21 protein-coding genes are annotated in these 20,796 nt (G+C 42.6%); 12 read left to right on the top strand and 9 right to left on the bottom strand.

What is annotated here, in order from left to right; genetic code table 11:
• The first annotated feature begins 42 nt into the window (after positions 1 to 42).
• Positions 43 to 1,479 (top strand): YfcC family protein, encoded by a 1,437-nt coding sequence (locus HFU86_RS10035; protein WP_036954877.1) that lies wholly within the window; start codon positions 43 to 45, stop codon positions 1,477 to 1,479.
• Positions 1,480 to 1,750: 271 nt separating this feature from the next.
• Here the strand turns inward: HFU86_RS10035 and HFU86_RS10030 are convergent, their stop codons facing one another.
• Positions 1,751 to 1,972 carry a DUF2594 family protein gene (locus HFU86_RS10030; RefSeq protein WP_036954881.1) on the bottom strand — a complete coding sequence of 74 codons (222 nt, stop codon included), beginning with the start codon at positions 1,970 to 1,972 and terminating at the stop codon, positions 1,751 to 1,753.
• Positions 1,973 to 2,210: 238 nt separating this feature from the next.
• On the opposite strand from HFU86_RS10030, the gene HFU86_RS10025 reads away from it, so the two are divergent.
• The 3 genes from HFU86_RS10025 (at position 2,211) to HFU86_RS10015 (ending at position 4,212) form a co-directional block, all read left to right on the top strand.
• The gene (locus HFU86_RS10025) at positions 2,211 to 3,410 is read left to right on the top strand and encodes a sugar transporter (RefSeq protein WP_132496028.1); all 1,200 of its coding nucleotides are present in this window, start codon (positions 2,211 to 2,213) and stop codon (positions 3,408 to 3,410) included.
• Positions 3,411 to 3,517: 107 nt separating this feature from the next.
• Positions 3,518 to 3,850 (top strand): DMT family transporter, encoded by a 333-nt coding sequence (locus HFU86_RS10020; RefSeq protein ID WP_108478060.1) that lies wholly within the window; start codon positions 3,518 to 3,520, stop codon positions 3,848 to 3,850.
• A 56-nt stretch (positions 3,851 to 3,906) separates the two neighbouring features.
• Positions 3,907 to 4,212, top strand: coding sequence for a DUF333 domain-containing protein (locus tag HFU86_RS10015; RefSeq protein WP_036954891.1), 306 nt, complete (start codon positions 3,907 to 3,909; stop codon positions 4,210 to 4,212).
• Between the two features lie 64 nt (positions 4,213 to 4,276).
• On the opposite strand, the gene dsbB is transcribed toward HFU86_RS10015, so the two are convergent.
• Entirely contained in the window at positions 4,277 to 4,792 is a 516-nt protein-coding gene (dsbB, locus tag HFU86_RS10010) for a disulfide bond formation protein DsbB (RefSeq protein ID WP_036954894.1), read from the bottom strand.
• A gap of 178 nt (positions 4,793 to 4,970) precedes the next feature.
• Complete coding sequence (gene nhaB, locus HFU86_RS10005) at positions 4,971 to 6,521, bottom strand: sodium/proton antiporter NhaB (RefSeq protein ID WP_036956457.1); 1,551 nt, start codon at positions 6,519 to 6,521, stop codon at positions 4,971 to 4,973.
• Between the two features lie 220 nt (positions 6,522 to 6,741).
• Here nhaB and fadR point away from each other — a divergent pair, with 220 nt between their 5' ends.
• Positions 6,742 to 7,458, top strand: coding sequence for a fatty acid metabolism transcriptional regulator FadR (gene fadR, locus HFU86_RS10000; protein WP_036956460.1), 717 nt, complete (start codon positions 6,742 to 6,744; stop codon positions 7,456 to 7,458).
• A 74-nt stretch (positions 7,459 to 7,532) separates the two neighbouring features.
• On the opposite strand, the gene HFU86_RS09995 is transcribed toward fadR, so the two are convergent.
• Entirely contained in the window at positions 7,533 to 7,889 is a 357-nt protein-coding gene (locus HFU86_RS09995; protein WP_132496026.1) for a hypothetical protein, read from the bottom strand.
• Between the two features lie 406 nt (positions 7,890 to 8,295).
• Here HFU86_RS09995 and HFU86_RS09990 point away from each other — a divergent pair, with 406 nt between their 5' ends.
• The 3 genes from HFU86_RS09990 (at position 8,296) to HFU86_RS09980 (ending at position 11,624) form a co-directional block, all read left to right on the top strand.
• Positions 8,296 to 9,597 (top strand): D-amino acid dehydrogenase, encoded by a 1,302-nt coding sequence (locus tag HFU86_RS09990; RefSeq protein WP_187129161.1) that lies wholly within the window; start codon positions 8,296 to 8,298, stop codon positions 9,595 to 9,597.
• Positions 9,598 to 9,636: 39 nt separating this feature from the next.
• Positions 9,637 to 10,701, top strand: coding sequence for an alanine racemase (alr, locus tag HFU86_RS09985; protein ID WP_187129160.1), 1,065 nt, complete (start codon positions 9,637 to 9,639; stop codon positions 10,699 to 10,701).
• A 170-nt stretch (positions 10,702 to 10,871) separates the two neighbouring features.
• Positions 10,872 to 11,624 carry a MipA/OmpV family protein gene (locus HFU86_RS09980; protein WP_187129159.1) on the top strand — a complete coding sequence of 251 codons (753 nt, stop codon included), beginning with the start codon at positions 10,872 to 10,874 and terminating at the stop codon, positions 11,622 to 11,624.
• A 102-nt stretch (positions 11,625 to 11,726) separates the two neighbouring features.
• Here HFU86_RS09980 and HFU86_RS09975 read toward each other — a convergent pair whose 3' ends face one another.
• Positions 11,727 to 12,620, bottom strand: a complete 894-nt coding sequence (locus HFU86_RS09975; RefSeq protein ID WP_036956471.1) for a D-hexose-6-phosphate mutarotase — start codon at positions 12,618 to 12,620, stop codon at positions 11,727 to 11,729.
• A 265-nt stretch (positions 12,621 to 12,885) separates the two neighbouring features.
• On the bottom strand, positions 12,886 to 13,881 hold the full coding sequence (gapA, locus tag HFU86_RS09970) for a glyceraldehyde-3-phosphate dehydrogenase (RefSeq protein ID WP_006658762.1): 996 nt from the start codon (positions 13,879 to 13,881) through the stop codon (positions 12,886 to 12,888).
• A 356-nt stretch (positions 13,882 to 14,237) separates the two neighbouring features.
• Between gapA and msrB the strand changes: the two genes are divergently transcribed.
• Both msrB and HFU86_RS09960 read left to right on the top strand, forming a co-directional pair.
• Positions 14,238 to 14,651: a peptide-methionine (R)-S-oxide reductase MsrB gene (msrB, locus tag HFU86_RS09965; protein ID WP_132496022.1), complete on the top strand. Its 414-nt coding sequence runs from the start codon at positions 14,238 to 14,240 to the stop codon at positions 14,649 to 14,651.
• Positions 14,652 to 14,798: 147 nt separating this feature from the next.
• Positions 14,799 to 15,089 carry a YeaC family protein gene (locus HFU86_RS09960; RefSeq protein WP_187129838.1) on the top strand — a complete coding sequence of 97 codons (291 nt, stop codon included), beginning with the start codon at positions 14,799 to 14,801 and terminating at the stop codon, positions 15,087 to 15,089.
• A gap of 70 nt (positions 15,090 to 15,159) precedes the next feature.
• Here HFU86_RS09960 and pncA read toward each other — a convergent pair whose 3' ends face one another.
• From pncA to sppA, 3 genes are all read right to left on the bottom strand, one after another.
• Positions 15,160 to 15,780, bottom strand: coding sequence for a bifunctional nicotinamidase/pyrazinamidase (pncA, locus tag HFU86_RS09955; protein WP_187129158.1), 621 nt, complete (start codon positions 15,778 to 15,780; stop codon positions 15,160 to 15,162).
• Between the two features lie 23 nt (positions 15,781 to 15,803).
• Complete coding sequence (gene ansA, locus HFU86_RS09950; RefSeq protein WP_036956478.1) at positions 15,804 to 16,823, bottom strand: asparaginase; 1,020 nt, start codon at positions 16,821 to 16,823, stop codon at positions 15,804 to 15,806.
• A 228-nt stretch (positions 16,824 to 17,051) separates the two neighbouring features.
• Positions 17,052 to 18,905, bottom strand: coding sequence for a signal peptide peptidase SppA (sppA, locus tag HFU86_RS09945; RefSeq protein WP_187129157.1), 1,854 nt, complete (start codon positions 18,903 to 18,905; stop codon positions 17,052 to 17,054).
• Between the two features lie 262 nt (positions 18,906 to 19,167).
• Between sppA and HFU86_RS09940 the strand changes: the two genes are divergently transcribed.
• Both HFU86_RS09940 and selD read left to right on the top strand, forming a co-directional pair.
• Complete coding sequence (locus tag HFU86_RS09940; protein ID WP_187129156.1) at positions 19,168 to 19,719, top strand: NAD(P)H nitroreductase; 552 nt, start codon at positions 19,168 to 19,170, stop codon at positions 19,717 to 19,719.
• Between the two features lie 30 nt (positions 19,720 to 19,749).
• Positions 19,750 to 20,793, top strand: coding sequence for a selenide, water dikinase SelD (gene selD / locus HFU86_RS09935; RefSeq protein WP_187129155.1), 1,044 nt, complete (start codon positions 19,750 to 19,752; stop codon positions 20,791 to 20,793).
• Positions 20,794 to 20,796: the final 3 nt, after the last annotated feature.

The raw sequence follows: 20,796 nt of genomic DNA, 5'->3' as shown, positions 1-20,796 counted from the left end.
TTATGACTAACAAAACAAATAATAATCCAACAGGATAAATCTATGGCAATAACATCAACAACACCACCACCACAAAAAAAGCGTTCTGATGGGATAAACCCGTATGTATTGCTTTTTTTCATCCTTGTCGCGGCAGCGGTTGCGACTTGGATCGTTCCTGCGGGGCAGTATGCCTCTGAAACGAAAGTTATCACAACTATCAAAGATGGTGTGGAAACCCAAGTTAAGAGCTCCTATACCATTCCGGGGAGTTATGAGCGTTTACCTGAACAGCATGGCGTTTTACCAGGGCAGGTTTTCACATCGATTGCTGACGGGCTAGTTAAAGCGGCTCCGATCATTTTCTTGATTATCTTTACTGGCGGCGCGTTACATCTGCTTGAAACGACTGGCGCAATCAATAAAGTCCTGAGTAATATTTCACGCAGTAAAAAGCTTAATGACTTTTTGTTGATCACTATCTTCTTTGTGGTGTTCTCCATTTTGGGTACCACTGGGATTGTGGTGAACTCGATAATTGCATTCGTGCCAATAGGTTTATTGGTGGCGAAGTCCGTTGGAATGGATGACAAGTTTGGCGCAGCAATTGTCTATGTTGCGGCTTATTCCGGTTTTAACGCCTCGGTAATGGCACCGATGACCGTCGGGTTATCTCAAGGTTTAGCCGATGTTCCGCTGCTATCAGCATTTGGCTTCCGCACGGTGGTTTATATTAGCTTTGTGATCGCAGGGATTATCTTTTTAACTTTGTACGCGAAGAAAAGCCGTCGCCAAGGGATGGTGCGTCCAGAAGTACAGATTGATGACAGCCAATTTGAGACCTCAAAAATCTCTTTACGTCACGTCATTACATTATCCTATGCCGCATTCTGTTTAATTGGCTTTATTTTCGGTGCCATTGAGTGGAGCTGGGGCGAGAAAGAGATGATGGCTATGTTTATCATCTTAGGCGTGGGGGTGGGCGTACTGAATAGGATGTCACCGAATGATATTGCAACTGGCTTCCTGAAAGGCTGTGCAGGTATGGTCGGCGGGGCATTTATTGTTGGCATGGCGCGTGCCATCGCAATTGTATTAGCGGATGGCATGATCTTAGACACCATCGTGAATTCGATTATTTCTCTGATGGATGGATTACCAAAAACATTATCTGCGCTTTCTATGTTCGGTACCGCTGCTATCATGCACTTCTTTATTTCGTCAGGTTCCGGTGAAGCGGCAGTTTTAGTGCCTATTTTCACCCCGATGGGCGATCTGTTAGAAATCACCCGTCAAACTACCGTTCAAACGGTATTAATGGGCGAGGGTGTCGTGAACTGTATTAACCCAACATCAGGTATTTTGATGGCTGTGTTAGCGACATCGAAAATCCCATACACCAAGTGGCTGAAGTTTATCTGGCCGTTGGTATTAACCTGGGTCATTATTTCGATTATCTCGATTGTTTACGCAGTCATGACGAATTTAGGTCCAATTTAAGTTCGCCTATCACGTTATGTAGACAGACAGGGTATTTGTCAAAGCGCTACTCGAAAGAGTGGCGTTTTTTGTTTTTGGGGTAATGAGTAGGCAGGATTTTAGACAAAAAAAAGCCCCCTTCATAGGGATCTGAAGGGGGAGCTAAATGAATAAAGAATGGTTTAATTCGAGATCAAAGATAAAGGATCCTAGTGAACGAAACTTAGGTTTTTGTGCACTTTAGTTCGCTGTTTTGAGTTAGCGCTTAGAATCGCATTTATCGCTAAAGCTCTTATTGGCGATAACCAGTCTTGATTTGTTCTAAAATGTTTTTGTAAGTCTCAGCTTGCTTCTCATCTTCCATCGAAGCGACTTCGCGTTGCATTTTGATCAAAATTTTACCCGCATCAGCCTGACCGATAGCTTTAAGCATATGAGTAACAAGATTTTTTAAACAAGTTACTTCGTCTGCTAATGCGTTTACGTCTGGCTCAGTTGGAAAATGGGTTTTCATTTAGGAATTCCTGTAAGAATAAAAAGTAATTTGCAGATTGTAGCATAGAAGAAATGATTCTGTCGCTTTTCAAACTGACATGAAAATTAAAGGGGAGTGATTGTTTCTCTATGAAAAAATAGCGTGAACATGATAATTTTCAATCCTTTAAAGATGAATGGAGAATGTGATATTATTCACAAAAATGTACTAAAGGTTGTTCTTTACCTTAATTATCATCAACAGGATGTCGTAAACCATGTCCCAGGTTTCTCGAAGCACTGCATGGATCCGTGTATTGGCGCTTTCCGTTGCGGCTTTTGTCTTTAATACCACCGAATTTGTTCCCGTCGCATTACTGAGTGATATTGCTGAAAGTTTTGATATGACCGTTGCCCATACGGGGCTGATGATCACCATTTATGCGTGGGTTGTCGCGGTGATGTCTCTGCCATTAATGCTGATGACGGGGAAATTTGAGCGGCGAAAATTACTGGGAATTTTGTTTGTTGTCTTTATTCTCAGCCATATTCTATGTGGGATTGCGTGGAATTTTGAAGTGCTGATTATCGCGCGTATCGGTATCGCGTTATCTCACGCAGTTTTTTGGTCGATTACCGCATCATTGGCTATCCGCGTCGCGCCTGCGGGTAAAAAAGCGCAAGCCTTGGGCTTGCTCGCAACGGGGACGGCACTGGCAACTGTGTTGGGATTACCGTTAGGGCGAGTGATTGGGCAATGGATGGGCTGGCGAGTGACATTTTTGTGTATCGGCGTGCTTGCGTTATTAACCCTGATTGCGTTATTACGCTTTTTACCACGTTTACCGAGCGAACATTCCGGTTCATTAAAAAGCCTACCAGTTCTGTTTAAACGTCCCGCATTGATGGGTGTCTTTGTGTTAATCACCGTCGTCATTACGGCTCATTTTACTGCTTATAGCTATATTGAACCGTTTGTGCGTGATATTGCCTTACAGAGCCAAAACTTTGCCACACTCTTATTATTAATTTTTGGTGGGGCTGGTATTTTTGGTAGCGTCTTGTTTAGCCGCTACAGTAGCCGCTTTACGCTCTCATTCTTACCTGTATCGATGACCTTACTGACGCTTTGTTTAGTGTTATTTATGCCACTAAGTGGTGATGTTTGGACGTTGATTGGTACCTGTATATTCTGGGGTATAGCGATCATGTGTATTAGCCTTGGGATCCAAGTAAAAGTATTGGATTTGGCGCCAGATGCGACCGATGTCGCGATGTCGATTTTCTCTGGGTTATTTAATATTGGGATTGGTGCTGGGGCATTATTAGGGAACCAAGTGATTACCCATATGGGAATGACCAATATTGGGTATGTGGGGGCGATTATCAGCCTTTTAGCACTTGCTTGGTGTGTGTTTATCTATACCCGCTATCGCTCAGCTTTTGTAGAAAAACAGTCAACTGCTGCTAATTATTAAGGTAGATTTATTCATTTGGCACTGTACTAATTAAAGGTTAGTGCGGTGCTTTTTTGTGTGTTAAATTTCAGCCAAATTTTAGGCTAAAAAATAGAGAAAGGTGAACGATGAAAGGATTGAGCTTCTTATTAATGTCCATTATTGCGGAAGTGATTGCGACTACAACATTAAAAGCATCGGATGGTTTTAGCCGTTTTTGGCCCTCTTTAGTGGTTATCATTGGCTATGCAGTCTCTTTCTGGGGGCTTTCCCAAGTCGTGAAGGTGATGCCACTGGGGATTGCGTATGCTATTTGGTCAGGATTGGGAATTGTGTTGGTTTCTGTGGCGGCTATCTATATTTATAACCAAAAACTCGATTTACCCGCAATTATTGGTATGCTATTAATTATCATTGGTGTATTAGTCATCAACCTGTTTTCTAAAAGTGGTACCCATTAATGAGATTCAAAACATAGTGGGACTCAAAACAGCGCTGATACTATCGGAGAAAGAGAATGAAAAGGAAAGGTCAGGCGCTGTTAAAAACAGTCGTGGCAATGGGTTCAGCTACCGTATTATCCATTTTACTTTCAGCGTGCAGTAGCCCTGATAACAGTAAAATGACAAGAGCAGAAACGTCCGGTTCTCAATATGCTCAGCAAGTGGTGAATTTAGGTCCTGGTGCTCAAGAGGCATGTACTTCTGCTGGTGGGCTGCCTTCACTGAATTTAGAACTCAATGGTGAAAAGACCCCAGTTTGCCAATTTGCAAATGGGCGCCGTTGTGCCGTTTCGGCAATCCGTAGCGGGGCGTGTATCTAAGTATTTTTGTGAGCTAATGATTTGAATCGCCCATCAAGCACAGTTGATGGGCGAAAAAGAAAGGCTATTTTTTGCTTGGGAAGAAGAGGCTGATCGCAACGATGATGCCAACTAAGATGTAAGCTGCAAAAATACCGACTAACCACTGCGGCATATCTAACCCTAAAAATGCCCACTGTCTAACCGCACAATCACCTGTCGCTTCAAACACAGAAGGTACCCATTCTTGAAGTGGTAACCAGTCTGGGAAATTAACAAAGAAATCACACGATGCAAACGGAGATGGGTATAGTTGCAGCATGGTATGTTCCCATGAAAGGTCTAATCCACGCCAACCCGCATACAGCCAAACCACAATCGCAATCACTTTAACGACGGTGCTTTTCGGTGCAATCGCTCCGATTAAACCGGCTGCAATAATTCCCATCAATGCAACGCGTTCATAGATACACATTACACAAGGTTGCAGTTTCATAATATGTTGGAAATACAGAGCGGCACATTCAAGCATAAAAGCAGTGAATGCCATAAGTAGCCAGGCTGACCGTCCTTGAGAACAGTAATTAAAAAATCTGAACATAATAAATTCCCTTCATCAATAATCGGCTTATTTTGCCTCTATCTGGGTGATAAAAAAAGCAGCAAAATCAGATTAGAATAAGATTAGCTTAGTTTTTACGTTTTATTACAAAAAAGCCGCATAAATATGCGGCTTTAGTACGTAACGTTAAATCAAAAATGTGATTAATCAATATTGATCAACGTGGAATAGAAATTAACCCTAAGCTTTCCATCCAATCAGTTAATGGGATAAGCCATAGCTCAACACCTAACAGACCGACGATTGTCATCACAACCGTAAATGGTAATGCCATCCACACCATTCGACCATAAGACAGACGAATCAGCGGAGACAGTGCTGAGGTTAACAGGAACAAGAAGGCAGCTTGTCCATTTGGCGTTGCAACCGACGGTAAGTTTGTTCCGGTGTTAATGGCGACCGCTAAGTGCTGATATTGCTCGGCTGAAATTAAGCCCGCATTAGCGGCTTTCAATGCTTCAGTAATATACACGGTGCCGACAAACACGTTATCTGATACCGCAGAGAGCAACCCGTTAAACAGATAGAATAGGGACAGCTGCGATGATTCAGAGGATTGCAGTACATACTGAATAAATGGCGTAAATAGTTGCTGATCAATGATCACGGCGACAACGCTGAAAAAGACCGTCAGTAGGGCAGTAAACGGCAAGGCTTCTTCAAAGGCTTTCCCGAGTGCGTGTTCCTCAGTGATCCCACAGAATGTCGTGGCAAGAATGATCACGGACAGGCCAATCAGACCCACTTCGGCAAGGTGAAATGCCAGTGCGAGAATTAGCCAAATACCGATGAGACCTTGAACGATAAGCTGTGCTTGCTCTTTTTTACTGCGTTTAGCACTCATTTTTTTATCGTGTTCGGTTAATACTTGGCGCACGGTATCGGGCAATTCAGCCCCGTACCCAAATACTTTGAACTTCTCAACGAGGAAACAGACCACCAGCCCACATAAGAAAACGGGGATAGTGACAGGCGCCATCCGCAGATAGAAGGTAATAAAATCCCACTCAACATGTTTTGCGATGATCAGGTTTTGTGGTTCACCCACCATGGTCATTACACCGCCAAGAGCAGTACCGATCCCCGCATGCATCATTAAGCTACGTAAGAACGCACGGAACTGTTCCAACGTTTGCTTTTTTTCAACCGTATCAATGAAGGAATCATTTTGTAGATCCGTATTGCTCGGTTGGCTAGAGGCATATTGATGGTAAATCGAGTAGAAACCAATAGAAACGCTAATAACCACAGCAATGACGGTTAAAGCATCTAAAAAAGCAGATAAAAACGCACTTGCTAAGCAAAATGACAACGCTAAAATTCGTTTAGAACGGACGTTTATTAACAGCTTCGTAAACACAAATAACAGAAGTTGCTTCATAAAGTAGATGCCAGCTACCATAAAGATCAGTAACAGAACTACTTCAAGGTTATTACTGATTTCATGAGAAATCTGTGCAGGAGAAGTCATACCAATTAGCACAGCTTCAATGGCTAATAGACCGCCAGGTTGTAATGGGTAGCATTTTAGTGCCATCGCCAAGGTGAAAATAAATTCAATGACGAGTAACCAACCGGCGATAAACGGGTTAACAAAGTAGAAAACAATTGGGTTTATTATTAAGAACAAAATGATAGCAAGTTTGTACCAATCTGGAGAATTTCCCAAAAAATTCTTCAAGAATGCTCTTCTTAAACTAAAATCCATTATGATTTTTAATCCTCTTTAACTGGTGTTGTGTGACAGCGCGTTACATACTACTCTTATCTTTTATAGAATTTAAGCTTATTTGCTAATAGATAATCCATTAATTATATGGGGTTTTTACGATTCACCTGCGGTTTATTGGAAAGCTAACTATCTCAGATTGTGACAATCTGGTATGCTTTTGCGTAGTCCGTCTAAAAATGTTTGGAATAATAAAAATATGGTTATTAAAGCTCAAAGTCCGGCAGGTTTTGCGGAAGAGTATATTATTGAGAGTATTTGGAACAATCGTTTTCCTCCAGGATCTATCTTACCCGCGGAGCGTGAGCTATCTGAATTAATCGGCGTAACCCGTACGACATTACGTGAAGTTTTACAGCGTTTAGCCCGTGACGGGTGGTTAACTATTCAACATGGTAAGCCAACCAAGGTCAATAACTACTGGGAAACGTCAGGATTAAATATTCTGGAAACGCTGGCAAAGCTTGATCACGACCGCGTGCCTCAGCTAATTGATAACTTATTGGCAGTACGTACTAATATCGCTGCTATTTTTATTCGTACAGCATTTCGTAATGATCCGGAAGCCTCATTAGAAGTGTTATCGGGTAAAGATAAGGTTGAAGACAATTCGGATGCATTTAGCGATTTGGATTACAATATTTTCCGTGGTCTGGCATTTGCATCAGGCAACCCAATCTACGGCTTAATTATTAATGGATTACGAGGGTTATACACCCGTGTTGGGCGTTATTATTTCTCTAACCCTGAAGCGCGTCGTTTAGCGTTAAGCTTTTATCAACAGCTAAGCAATTTATGTCGTGAGCAAGCTTATGACCGTATTATGGATTGCGTCAGAAACTATGGTAAAGATAGCGGGGTAATCTGGCATAATATGCAAAGCAATATGCCATCTGATCTCGCAAATAATATTTAATTCATTACTTCTTTTCCGATAAGAGCCAGTGCTTAGCGCTGGCTTTTTTATTGCTATTAGTCATATTCCAAATATTAATTTAGTAAGCAAGAGCAGGAGTCATCCATCGTAACGATGTTGTAGTAATCGATTTCTTTGTTTGATAATTCTTTAACCACCTTATCTATAAAATTATCATCTGACAAATTTATAGAGTCATCATTTATTAGACAGTGGAAACCTACTTTTAATTTACTTGTGGTTGCTGGTAATGCATAAATTGGACATTCAGGTATGGGGGTTGTGCTAAAACAGACATTGTCTCCATCTATCTCAATGCGTATTTTTCCTACAGGGTCACAAAGCACTGCAGCAAAACTCATATGAGCGAATAAAAACAAAATAGCACCTATCCCCATTAATCGTCCTACAGAAAAGATCTTTCTCATCATGTTGCTACCCCTTTTAATTAACTTTTTGAATTTATGTTGGATAGGAATATCAATCACTACAGATATTTCAGTCGAATAATCTAGAGAATTATAACTTTTCAGTGTTAAGTGAAGTGACCATGAAGTTAATTAAATTGGCACATAATATATTGCACTCAAATTAAAGCACAAAATATTGAATTTTATTTTTATTGGGAAATGGCTTTTAAATTAATTGTATAAAATTCAATTATGTATATTTTTTCGAGGGTTTTTAACCTGAAATAATACGCTGCATTGCAAATTTAAAAGGCGCTTAATCAGCTTTATTGTCTTTTTTGTTAAAAATGTTAATCAACTGTATTGGAAAATAAAAACTAGAATATTATGCTAGCAGTAATTCCATTTTGTTCTCTTGAGGGGTTCTATGAAAGTTCTCGTTTTAGGTGCTGGCGTTATTGGTGTTACCACTGCGTGGTATCTAGCACAAGAAGGGCATGAAGTTTGCGTCATTGATAGACAGCTTGATGTGGCTGAAGAAACCAGTGCAGGAAATGCTGGACAAATTTCTCCAGGATATGCAACCCCTTGGGGTGCGCCGGGGATCCCTCTTAAAGCCGTAAAATGGATGTTTGAAAAACATGCTCCTTTAGCGATCAAACCCGACGGTAGCCTGTTCCAATTGCGTTGGATGTGGCAAATGCTGAAAAACTGCGACATGCAGCACTACACCATGAACAAAAGCCGTATGGTACGAATCGCAGAATATAGTCGTGATTGTATACGCCAACTTAGAGCAGATACTGGCATTGGCTATGAAGGTCGCCAAGGCGGTACGTTACAGTTGTTTAGAACCGCAAAACAGTTTGATAATGCTGCCAATGATATTGCGGTTTTACAGCAAGAAGGTGTGCCATACGAATTACTGACCTCAGAACAGCTCATTACGGCTGAGCCTGCATTGGCTTTTGTAAAACATAAGCTGACAGGGGGACTACGCTTACCAAACGATGAAACAGGTGATTGTCAGCAATTTACTAAAAAACTGGCAAAAATGGCGGAGCAAGCCGGGGTAACATTCCGTTTTGGTTGTCATGTGGAGCAAATTTTAACGGATGGTAAGCGCATTAGCGGCATTAAGGTCGACGACGAGATTTTGCTGGCGGATCAATATGTCGTTGCCATGGGGTCATATTCCACACAGATATTGCAGCAATTGGTGAAAATTCCGGTTTACCCTCTGAAAGGTTACTCATTGACGATGCCAATCATCGATGAATCACGCGCCCCCGTTTCTACAGTGTTGGATGAAACTTACAAAATTGCAGTGACACGCTTTGATCAGCGTATTCGCGTCGGGGGAATGGCGGAAGTGGTTGGTTTTAATCTTGATGTACTGAAAAAACGCTGTGAAACCCTGAAAATGGTGGTGCAAGACCTTTACCAAGGTGGTGGCGATATTAGCCAAGCGCAGTTTTGGACAGGATTACGTCCAATGACACCAGACGGAACTCCGATTGTCGGACCGACAGAATTTAGCAATTTATATTTGAATACGGGACATGGAACCTTAGGTTGGACAATGGCTTGTGGCTCTGGCAAATTGTTGGCTGACTTAATTTCAGGGAATACGCCAGATATCGCGGCGGATGATTTATCGGTATTTAGGTATACCGATGGTTTTAATACGAAATTAGTCAGTACTGGTCATTTATCGCCTGCGCGTTAATTGAGCGACGCAAAATATCAATAATAATAAGGAATCGCAATGCCACGCCCAATTCGTGCTGTCATTCATCAACATAATTTAGAACATAATTTAGCAGTGATCCGCCAGAAAATTGGTCAAGCGAAGATCTGGTCAGTCATGAAAGCAGATGGTTATGGTCATGGTATTAAACGAATTTGGCGTGGACTAAAAGATTCTGATGGTTTTGCCGTTTTAGATCTCCATGAAGCCATTTTATTGCGAAATGAAGGGTGGAAGGGGCCAATTTTATTATTGGAAGGGTTCTTCCAATCCGATGATTTGGCCGTTATTGACCAGTATCAGTTAACAACCAGCGTACACAGTAGCTGGCAGTTAGCTGCCATTGAGCAAGCTCCACTAAGCAAACCTATTTCTGTGTATATTAAGCTCAATAGTGGAATGAATCGCCTAGGTTTTTCGGTAGATGAGTATGCGGATATTGTGTCTCAACTGAACCAAATGGAAAATGTCGCTGATGTGACACTAATGAGCCATTTTGCAAATTCAGATTTGGTAGAAGGAACACAAGTGCCGTTAGCGAAAATCCAGCAATTTTCACAGTTATCACTGCCGACTTGCATTGCAAATTCGGGGGCAGTTTTATGGCATAAAAATACTCATTATGATTGGGTTCGTGCTGGGATTGTGCTGTATGGTGCGTCTCCGAGTGGCAAATGGGGCGATATTGCTGAATATGGTTTAAAAGCGGTGATGACGTTACAATCTGAAATTATTGCAGTCCATGATATTGAAGCAGGTCAATCCATTGGTTACGGTAGCAAGTTTACGTCAGGAAAACCGATGCGTATCGCGACGGTCGCTTGTGGTTATGCTGATGGCTATCCTCGTCATGCGCCAACTGGAACGCCAGTTTGGTGTCATGGACAGCGTTGTGCGTTGTTAGGTACTGTTTCTATGGATATGCTAACGATCGATATTAGTGACTGTTCTGAAGCGGCTATTGGCTCTCAAGTAGAGTTGTGGGGCGAGAACTTACCTGTTGATGATGTGGCACAGTCGGCGGGCACAATCGGTTACGAATTATTATGTGCACTAGCACGTCGAGTACCTATTGATTTTTAATAAAAAAGCATCTCGATTCATTCACTTGGCATATTTTCTTTATTGAGAAAGATAGACAATTAAGGGAATTTAGCTTTAAATGTGAACCATCTCATTAACGTGGGTGAAATTTCCCACGTTATTCATTGTCTATTGTTAACTTCATCTGAATAATTTGGGTTTAATTTAAAATGTCTAAAACAATCAAAATGACCACACTTGCCATTGCGTTAAGTGTGGCTTCAAGTGCTGCGTTTGCTGGAACTTGGTCTGTTGGAGGCTCTGTATTAGCGCAAGCAACACCGTATAAAGGCATCAAAACGAGCGACTATATTTCGCCTGTTCCCGTTGTAAATTATGAAAGTGAAAATTTTTACTTCCGTACTTTAGCTGTAGGTTATTACCTCTGGAATGATAAAGTTGACCAGTTGTCTTTAGATGCATACTACTACCCACATTTCTTTAAACCAAAAGATAATGATGATGCTGACATGCGTAAGCTGGATCGTCGTCGCGATACTGTGATGGGTGGCTTTACTTACCGTCATAATGCTGACTGGGGTACATTGCGTTTCAATGGCTCTCTCGACATGTTATGGGAAAGCGAAGGGATGCGTGCGGAAGCGGCTTACCTGTATGCATTTAAAGGCGATAGCTGGTCTTTAACGCCAGGTGTAGGTATCAAGTGGGATAGCGCGAAACTGAACCGTTATGAGTTCGGTGTGACATCCAAAGAATCTGCCAACAGCGGATTAAAGCGTTATGAGCCAAATTCAAGCTGGACACCTTATGTGGAGCTGTCAGCTAATTATAAAATGACAGACAGCTGGTCTCTGTTTGCGCTGGGTCGTGTTGATAAACTGTCTAGCGAAGTAAAAGACAGCCCAATGGTCAATAAATCTTATTCGGCGATTATGTGGAGCGGTGTGACTTACACCTTCTAATTCATACACTGGAATAGAATAAAAAACCCCAAAATGGCTAGGCTGTTTTGGGGTTTTATTTTTGCATTTATTCTTACACTTATTTTACGTTTGGTTTTATGTTTATTGTTCTTGCTGTGGCTGCGGTTTATTTTCGCGGCATACCATCACGAGAGAAAGGCGAGAAGGGTTTTGCGCTTCGGATTTCATTGGCATATGAATGCGAGCTGTTTCTACACAAACCATCTGTTTGTAACCATTATTAGGCATATCTTGCATGCTGCACGATAATTCTGCCCAAGGGTTCCAGCACACCACATCGCTGTGATGATAATGATGTAACTCAATGGTACGATTCCAGCCATCATCACGCAATAAGCTGTATTCTTCCGGCTCGGTGTATATGCGGTCAGTGTGCTTATTAAATTTCAGCGGCTCTGAAATATAGGCTTCTCTGTCAGCCACTTTATCAATGTAATGTCCACCAAGACCATAAACGGTGGCTTTCTGGATATCACTGATATTGAAATAGCTGTGTAATGCGGCAGTAGCCTCGAAGTCACCGTAACTTTCTAATTCAAGCTCGCAGGTTTCCCCGAGCTTCATACGTAAAATCAGCGTGAACTCATGCGGCCATAATTTGCGTGTGTATTCGTTGTCCGTCAGGGTAAAGGTGAGGATCACACCACAGTCATGCTCATTATGAGCCGTAAATTGCCAAGGTAAAATACGGGCGAATCCGTGACTAGGGCTGTTTACAGGACCAAACCATGGCCAGCAAATAGGAATACCACCACGAATGGCAACCCCTTCTTTAAATGCACTTTCAGGGCTTAACCAAAGACAGGGTTTTTGACCTGCGGGTTGCCAGTCAATTAAGTGGGCACCTTGTAAGCTCACAGCACCACGCACTTTTGGGTGCGAAATGACGATCAGTGGTAAATCCCCAAGTTGACGTTGGGTAATGTAAGGGGAAATTTGTTTGATAACAGGTAAAGCAAAAATTTTATCATGCATTGTCTTGCGCCTGTGGTTGTTGGTCCATCATCACGACCTAAATCAGCGACTATAAATAGAACAGCGACTATAAATAGAACAGCGCCTATAAATAGGGCAGTAACTAGAAATAACAATATAACAAACTCACGATACTGCAAGTGGCATTGAATGAAGCGGGGGACGCAGCTTGGAGTATATTGAGCTGGGCTTTAATTTTGAATGTATGAAAGATACAAAAGAGCCGCCAAAAGGCGGCTCAGTCACACTGATTACTTAACAACTCTTATTTAGAGATGTGAGCGATCAGGTCTAGAACTTTGTTAGAGTAGCCAGTTTCGTTGTCATACCAAGAAACCAGTTTCACAAAGTTGTCGTTCAGAGCGATACCTGCTTTAGCATCGAATACTGAAGTCAGTTTTTCGCCGTTGAAATCGGTAGATACAACGTCGTCTTCAGTGTAACCCAGAACGCCTTTCAGTTCGCCTTCTGCTGCTTCTTTGATAGCGTCACAGATTTGTGCGTAAGTTGCTGGTTTTGCCAGACGTGCAGTCAGGTCAACAACAGAAACGTTAGGAGTTGGAACACGGAAAGACATACCAGTCAGTTTACCGTTCAGCTCAGGAATAACTTTACCTACAGCTTTAGCAGCACCAGTTGAAGATGGGATGATGTTCTGAGAAGCACCACGACCACCACGCCAGTCTTTGTGAGATGGACCATCAACAGTTTTTTGAGTTGCTGTGGTTGCGTGAACAGTGGTCATCAGACCTTCAACGATACCAAATTTGTCGTTGATAACTTTAGCCAGTGGAGCTAAGCAGTTAGTTGTGCAAGATGCGTTAGAAACGATTTCTTGACCTGCGTAAGCTTTGTGGTTAACGCCCATAACGAACATTGGAGTGTCATCTTTAGAAGGACCAGTTAACACAACTTTCTTCGCGCCTGCTTGGATGTGTTTACGAGCAGTCTCGTCAGTCAGGAAGATACCTGTTGCTTCAGCAACAACATCAACACCGACTTCGTTCCATTTCAGGTTTGCAGGATCTTTCTCTGCTGTAACACGGATTTTTTTACCGTTAACAACTAAGTGACCATCTTTAACTTCAACAGTACCGTTGAAACGACCGTGAGTTGAGTCGTATTTCAACATGTATGCCATGTACTCTGCATCGAGCAGGTCGTTGATAGCAACGATTTCGATGTCAGAACGCTCTTGTGCAGCACGGAAAACGATACGGCCGATACGACCAAAACCATTAATACCTACTTTGATAGTCATAGTATTTCCACCAGCTATTTTATTTCGTGAATTAAGATGTACTTAAAGTTACCAAAACCTTGCCAGCCGTCAAGCGGAATCGTGTCAATTATTGAAAAAAATCAATTCTGATACCACTATCTGCATATTTGTCAGTCACTTCAGCAGCAAATACAGCCGCACGTATTATCGGGATTGTTCAGCATAATGAAACCATCCATCAGTGATATATGTGAGGCTCATCACAAATCAAACCGTAAAGTTCTAACCTTAATAGTCTAGAATAGTTTTCCACTGAGCGTTGTTAAGTTTTTGTTGCTTGAAATGGATGCAAAATCGTTTTAATGCGCATCTTTTTGAAAAAAAGTAGGTAATCAATGTCGAATAAAGATAAGCAAGCTATTGATTTATCAAGGCTTAATCAAGTCCAGCTGCATGTTACACAACACGCTGGCACAGAGCCCCCGTTTAGCGGTCAATTATTGCATAACCGTAAAGATGGCGTGTATGAATGCCTCTGTTGTGGAACTCCTTTATTCCTTTCTGAGGCCAAATTTGATGCAGGCTGCGGATGGCCGAGTTTCTTTCAGCCAATTGATGAAAGTTTGATAAAATTTATCGAAGATTTTTCTCACGGTATGCATCGAATTGAAGTGCGTTGTGGTAATTGCAATGCGCATCTTGGGCATGTATTTCCTGATGGCCCACAACCAACAGGACAGCGTTACTGCATAAATTCAGCATCGCTAAGTTTTACGGATGACCAAACGGGTGAAAAGACCCTAGGATAACGTGCTGAAGCTTGCTGAAGTGTCAAAATATATTTGGCAATAACGATTCAGCTAGTTATGCAAAATACACGATAGACATAACACCGCAAGAATAATTACCTAGATTGCCACCAGATTGATGTGATGAGGCGTAACGTGAGCGTAGAAATGGATGCACAACAAATAGATCAATTACTGTCTGTCATGACCCCTGAAATTTACCAGCGTTTAGTGACTGCAGTGGAGTTAGGTAAATGGCCAGATGGTGTGGCATTAACGCCAGAGCAGAAAGAAAATACGTTGCAGATGGTGATGCTATGGCAGTCACGCCATAACCATGATGCGGAACACATGACGGTCGGTACTGACGGTCAAATTACCATGAAGAGCAAGCAAGAGTTAAAAGCGCTTTTCCAAGGGGATAGGCTTGCGACATTGAAACCGCAGGATAACGACTAAGTCAGTATCTCGCCCCGACAGCTAACGGGGCGAATTTCAAACCTATATCATGGCTAGTCACTACAGCATTCTAGCGGGATAATGTGATTAAACTAGCCCCTGCACTCTGCATTTCCGCTAAAGCCTTCTGGCTATCTTCAGGGGCTAAATTAACGCCACGGCACCCATCCGTTAGCACATCAACACGGTAGCCCAGCCTCAGTGCATCCAGTACAGTAAACTTCACACAATAGTCAGTCGCAATGCCCATAATCATTAAATGGCTGATTTGTTGTTGCTGAAGCCATGTATGCAGCTCTGTTTGACTGACTCTGTCATTATCAAAAAAGGCACTGTAGCTATCGACTTGCGGATTTTCACCTTTAGTAAATACCTTTTGAATAGCTTGGTGATTAAGCTCTGAATGGAAATCAGCTCCATGGGAGCCTTGCACGCAGTGAACTGGCCACCAAACCTGTGGCAATCCATTAAGTTCACCAAGGGCACCAACAGGCTGGCCAGAGTTCACGGCAAAACTGAGATGGTTTTCTGGATGCCAATCTTGGCTGGCGATCACCGTGATACCCTGTTTTTGGCATTGCTCAATAACTTGGTTAGCGGTTTTAATAACCTGTTCGCTTTGTTTTACAGCGAGAGCACCACCAGTACAAAAATCATTTTGTAAGTCTACTAACAGTAATGCTGATTTCATCTTTCTTCTCAGTAGGTTATAGCTTATTCATCGGCGTAGCTTAATTCACCACGCAGGTTATTTTGCATTAATTCTCGAATAAGCTCAGAGGTATAATCTTGGCTTAGTAAGTAATGTAATTTACTCAATGCGGCTTCAAAAGTCATATCAAAACCACTGATCACTCCAGATTCTGCTAATGCATGTCCTGTGGCGTAACCTTCCATGTTTACACGCCCAGAAATACATTGGGTGAGGTTGACGACAATAATGCCGCGAGAAGTTGCTTCACGAAGGATGCGTAAAAGCTCGGGTTGCTGAGGGGCATTACCGACACCGTAAGAGCGCAAGATTAGCGCTTTAACCGGTTGTTGAAGAATATTTCTTACGATTTCAATGGATAATCCAGGGTAGAGCGTGACAACCCCAATGGGCTGAGGGGTAATGCGATGGGTTTTTAATTCCCCAATGCCAATCGGTGCAGGGCAGGCATTGAATGTACGGATATGAATACCGGCTTCCATCAGTGGAGAGCAGTTTGGCGAAGTGAACGCTTCGAAACCATCAGCATGCGCTTTTACTGTGCGGTTACCGCGATACAGTTTGTTATTGAAGAATAAACCCACTTCGTTGATCGGGTAGTTTGCCGCTAAATAAAGCGCATTAAGCAGGTTGGTTTGCCCATCGGAGCGTAGGGCTTCCAGTGGGATTTGTGACCCTGTCACAATAATAGGCTTCTTCAAGTTTTCAAACATAAAGGAGAGCGCAGAAGCGGTAAATGCCATGGTATCAGTGCCATGTAGGATCACAAAACCATCATATTTATCGTAATTTTCACTGATGTCATCGGCGATATTTTGCCAATCTTCCGGTGTAATGTCCGAAGAGTCGATTAATGGCTGGTGTTCACGAATCGTAAATGTTGGCATTTCAGGGCGATGAAACTCAGGCATTTGGGCTAATTGTGCCTGTAGGTGACCAGAAACAGGAATATAGCCTTGAGGAGAATGGCGCATGCCGATGGTGCCACCCGTATAAACGACATAAATCGATTTCTTCTGCATTTTGTTACCTAACGATGACAGACGAAGTTCTGTATGAATAAGAAATTCTGTGTGTGAATAATTTGGATTATAAGGATTTTGGCTTATTTGCTGGAGATAATCTATGGATAAAACAAGATATTGCAGATTGTTGTGATGGAAACTTCAGTTTACGCCAGCGTCATTCACCGCGAATGGCAGCCCCTCTAAGATTAACTTGAGAGGGGAGCCATGGGTGGAAATGAATAATTAGTTAATTTCAGCGCAGTTTAAGCAAAATGCGTAACGGTTTTGTGGGTCGTTCATTTTTAAGAAAAACTGAGCTTGGCGGCGAATATCAGTAGCGACCGCTGGTGGTAGGAATGTTTGCAATGCATCAGGCATCATGACTTGAACGTTGCTTGTCAGTTCAAGGATCAACTGATCCATAAAGGAAAGTTCAGGTTGCATCCAATCCAGCTCGACAGATTTTACTTTCGCTAATTCAGCGGCTTTTGCAACGGCATCATCGAAATCACCGAGTTCATCAACTAGACCAATCTTCAGCGCATCCTTACCAATCCAAACGCGACCTTGGGCAATTTTATCGATTTCTTCTGGTGTTTTATGGCGAGATTGAGCGACTAAGCCAATAAAGGTTTGGTAGCCATTTTCGATGGTGATTTGCATCATATCGGAAAATTGAGGACTGATCCCCTTAGTGACAGAAACGCCCGCTAATGGTGAAGTCGAAACACCGTCAGTATAAACGCCAATGGATTCTAATGAGTTTTCAAAGGTATTGATCACACCGAAGATACCGATAGAACCTGTTAAGGTGCTTGGGCTTGCAATGATGTAGTCAGCTGGTGTTGAGATCCAGTAACCGCCTGATGCGGCCATGCCACCCATTGATACGACGACAGGTTTCTTCGCTGTGCGGGCTGCGGCTAATTCACTGCGGATCAGGTCAGAAGCACTGACACTTCCACCAGGGCTATTAACACGTAATACGATGGCTTTAATGTTTTCATTTAAACGGGCATCACGGATTTGAGCTGCGAGAGTTTCTCCACCAGCAATACCAGGAGTTTGCGGACCATCCATGATGGCACCTTGTACTACGATGACTGCAATATTGCCGTCGCTGTTGCTGGTATCGGCAATTTTAGTGGAGTAATCATAGATGCTAATGCCATTGAATGTTTTATCTTCTTTATTCCAACCAAACTGATTAGAGAACACATTTTCGGCTTGTTCGCGGGTGTAGATCTTATCCACTAATTTTTGCTGTAAAGCATATTGCGCAGTATCACCTTTGGCGGCGCGAAGTTGTGCAATGAGCTTATCTGCGCCCGGGAAGATTTGCTCTGCTTTAGATTGGCGATTCTCTGCGATAGAGCCTAAATAGTTATCCCACAAGGTATTTAACCAAAGCAGGTTAGCTTCACGGGCTTCAGGTGACATATTATCACGCATCATCGGTTCAACCGCAGATTTGTAGGTACCAACGCGGAAAATATGGGTGCTTACCTTGAGTTTTTCTAATAACGATTTGTAATACAGGGTATCCGTTGAGAAACCGTAAATACCCACGGCGCCATGGGGTGCAAGATAAATTTCATCTGCGAAGCTCGCTAAATAATATTGAGCTTGTGTATAGCTATCGCCCATGGCATAGACTGATTTCCCAGAGGCTTTAAACTCTTCAATCGCTTTACCGATGTATGCCATGGAGGGTTGATCCGCGCCAACCAGATTATCTAAACGTAGTATTAGACCTGTAATGCGGTCATCGTCAGCGGCGGTACGAATGGTATCGACGATATCGAATAGCGAGTTTTCCTGCATTAAGTTATTGGAGGTACCCAGTAATTCGCGGCTCATACGTCCGAAAGGATCTGGGGAAGAGACTTGGTCAACAACAATCCCTTGTAGATCAACAACCAGTGCACCAAAATAGTTCTTTTCTGGCTCGTTGTCGGATTGCAAGAGAAAATAACCGCCGATCACTAAAAATAACAACACGAAGAAAATTGCGTTGAAAACAAATTGTCGAATGAAATTAATGACTCGCCAGCTAAACTTAAAAACAGTGGCGAAAATATCCCAGAGTTGTCGCATTTTTTCTCCAGTGTGAGGATATCAATCAAGATGGCGGCATAAGATGACGCGCGAATGATTTAGAATATCATCTATTTGACAGATGATTAATAGATAGATTAATCAATAGATTTAATCCTATACAGTATCAAACGATGACAGATACCAAATAATGTAATACAGGATTATTCATAACAAAACCATTGTGGGCGTTGTACAATAGCCCGATAGTATTTCTATTTTGCTGAGCACTACATCAGCTTACTCTTAATCGGAGATCAATATGGATGCATTAACCCTTTTGTTGAACCGTCGTTCAGCTTCACGCTTAACCACTCCAGCGCCACAAGGCGAACAACTCGATAATATTCTTACCGCAGGAATGAGAGCGCCAGACCACGGAGCATTAAAGCCATGGCACTTTGTTATCATGCAAGGAGATGGTATCGCTCGCTTCAGCCAACTGCTTGAAAAAGCAGCTATAGAAGGTAAGTTAGGCGCAGAAGTTGAAGAAAAAGCGCGTAATGCACCATTTCGTGCGCCGCTCATCATTACTGTGATTGCGAAAGTGAAAGATCATCCCAAAGTGCCTCAGTGGGAACAAATTGTTGCCGCAAGCTGTACCGTGCAAGCGATGCAAATGGCCGCTTTAGCACAAGGTTTTGGCGGTATTTGGCGTTCAGGTTCATGGACGGAAGACGCTATTGTACGTGAAGGTTTAGGTTGTGAAGAAAATGACCATATCGTCGGTTTCCTTTATTTAGGCACACCAGAATTAAAAGCGCCTGCAAAAGCTCAACAACCTGATATGACAGGTTTTGTGTCCTATTTCTAAATAGAAAGAGCATTTCTAAAGAGACAGATAATGACAGAAAAAATTAGATTGACCCAATATAGCCATGGTGCTGGCTGCGGATGCAAAATCGCACCAAAAGTGTTAGAGCAAATTTTACATACTGAGCAGGCTAAATTTCATGATCCTCATTTATTAGTGGGAAATGAAACCAAGGATGATGCCGCAGTTTATGATTTAGGCAATGGCATCGGCATTATCAGTACCACTGACTTCTTTATGCCTATCGTGGATAACCCATTTGAATTCGGGCGTATTGCTGCAACGAACGCCATCAGCGATATTTTTGCGATGGGCGGTAAGCCGATTATGGCAATTGCGATCCTAGGCTGGCCGATTGCAAAATTACCACCAGAAGTGGCTCGCGAAGTGATTGAAGGTGGGCGTGCTGCTTGTGCGGATGCAGGAATTTCACTGGCAGGCGGCCACTCCATTGATTCACCAGAGCCTATCTTTGGTTTAGCGGTGACAGGGGTCGTAAACACAGATTACGTGAAGAAAAATAGCGCAGCGAGCGCAGATTGCGAACTATACTTAACCAAACCGCTGGGTATTGGTGTGCTGACCACGGCTGAGAAAAAAGGCGTGTTAGCAGCAGAACATGCGCACCTTGCTGCTGAAACCATGTGTCAAATGAACAAGTTCGGTGCGGTTGTTGCTCCTTTAGAAGGCGTAACGGCAATGACGGACGTAACGGGCTTTGGTCTGTTAGGGCATTTAAGTGAGATCTGCGAAGGCTCTGGTGTTCGTGCTCAGATCTCCTTTAGCAAAGTACCAAAACTTGCTGATGTGGAAAAATACATTGAAGCAGGCTGCGTACCGGGTGGAACTCAACGCAACTTTGATAGCTACGGTCACTTAATTGGACCAATGAGCGACCTACAACGCAAATTATTGTGTGATCCACAAACGTCAGGCGGGCTTCTAATCGCGATTAAACCATCGGAAGTGGCTAAAATTAAAGAGATTGCACAGCAGCAAGGTGTTTTGTTACAGTCTGTCGGTACCTTATTACCAGCACAAAGCGGTGTGCCTTTAATTGAAGTGATCGATTAATCT

Origin of the sequence: Providencia sp. JUb39 (assembly GCF_012272845.1) — a bacterium.
In the GTDB taxonomy this organism is placed as follows: Bacteria; Pseudomonadota; Gammaproteobacteria; order Enterobacterales; family Enterobacteriaceae; genus Providencia; species Providencia lanzhouensis.
Note: the sequence above shows the minus strand (reverse complement) of the source record. Positions and strands in the feature narration are given on the sequence as shown.

Coding starts and splice junctions, on each gene's coding strand:
- gapA (WP_006658762.1), bottom strand. CDS start 13,881: ATGACTATCAAAGTAGGTATTAATGGTTTTGGTCGTATCGGCCGTATC.
- HFU86_RS09995 (WP_132496026.1), bottom strand. CDS start 7,889: ATGATGAGAAAGATCTTTTCTGTAGGACGATTAATGGGGATAGGTGCT.
- HFU86_RS09940 (WP_187129156.1), top strand. CDS start 19,168: ATGGATGCATTAACCCTTTTGTTGAACCGTCGTTCAGCTTCACGCTTA.
- HFU86_RS09975 (WP_036956471.1), bottom strand. CDS start 12,620: ATGCATGATAAAATTTTTGCTTTACCTGTTATCAAACAAATTTCCCCT.
- pncA (WP_187129158.1), bottom strand. CDS start 15,780: ATGAAATCAGCATTACTGTTAGTAGACTTACAAAATGATTTTTGTACT.
- selD (WP_187129155.1), top strand. CDS start 19,750: ATGACAGAAAAAATTAGATTGACCCAATATAGCCATGGTGCTGGCTGC.
- HFU86_RS10015 (WP_036954891.1), top strand. CDS start 3,907: ATGAAAAGGAAAGGTCAGGCGCTGTTAAAAACAGTCGTGGCAATGGGT.
- HFU86_RS10030 (WP_036954881.1), bottom strand. CDS start 1,972: ATGAAAACCCATTTTCCAACTGAGCCAGACGTAAACGCATTAGCAGAC.
- ansA (WP_036956478.1), bottom strand. CDS start 16,823: ATGCAGAAGAAATCGATTTATGTCGTTTATACGGGTGGCACCATCGGC.
- HFU86_RS10035 (WP_036954877.1), top strand. CDS start 43: ATGGCAATAACATCAACAACACCACCACCACAAAAAAAGCGTTCTGAT.
- dsbB (WP_036954894.1), bottom strand. CDS start 4,792: ATGTTCAGATTTTTTAATTACTGTTCTCAAGGACGGTCAGCCTGGCTA.
- HFU86_RS10020 (WP_108478060.1), top strand. CDS start 3,518: ATGAAAGGATTGAGCTTCTTATTAATGTCCATTATTGCGGAAGTGATT.
- sppA (WP_187129157.1), bottom strand. CDS start 18,905: ATGCGACAACTCTGGGATATTTTCGCCACTGTTTTTAAGTTTAGCTGG.
- msrB (WP_132496022.1), top strand. CDS start 14,238: ATGTCGAATAAAGATAAGCAAGCTATTGATTTATCAAGGCTTAATCAA.
- HFU86_RS09980 (WP_187129159.1), top strand. CDS start 10,872: ATGTCTAAAACAATCAAAATGACCACACTTGCCATTGCGTTAAGTGTG.
- alr (WP_187129160.1), top strand. CDS start 9,637: ATGCCACGCCCAATTCGTGCTGTCATTCATCAACATAATTTAGAACAT.
- HFU86_RS09960 (WP_187129838.1), top strand. CDS start 14,799: ATGGATGCACAACAAATAGATCAATTACTGTCTGTCATGACCCCTGAA.
- HFU86_RS10025 (WP_132496028.1), top strand. CDS start 2,211: ATGTCCCAGGTTTCTCGAAGCACTGCATGGATCCGTGTATTGGCGCTT.
- HFU86_RS09990 (WP_187129161.1), top strand. CDS start 8,296: ATGAAAGTTCTCGTTTTAGGTGCTGGCGTTATTGGTGTTACCACTGCG.
- fadR (WP_036956460.1), top strand. CDS start 6,742: ATGGTTATTAAAGCTCAAAGTCCGGCAGGTTTTGCGGAAGAGTATATT.
- nhaB (WP_036956457.1), bottom strand. CDS start 6,521: ATGGATTTTAGTTTAAGAAGAGCATTCTTGAAGAATTTTTTGGGAAAT.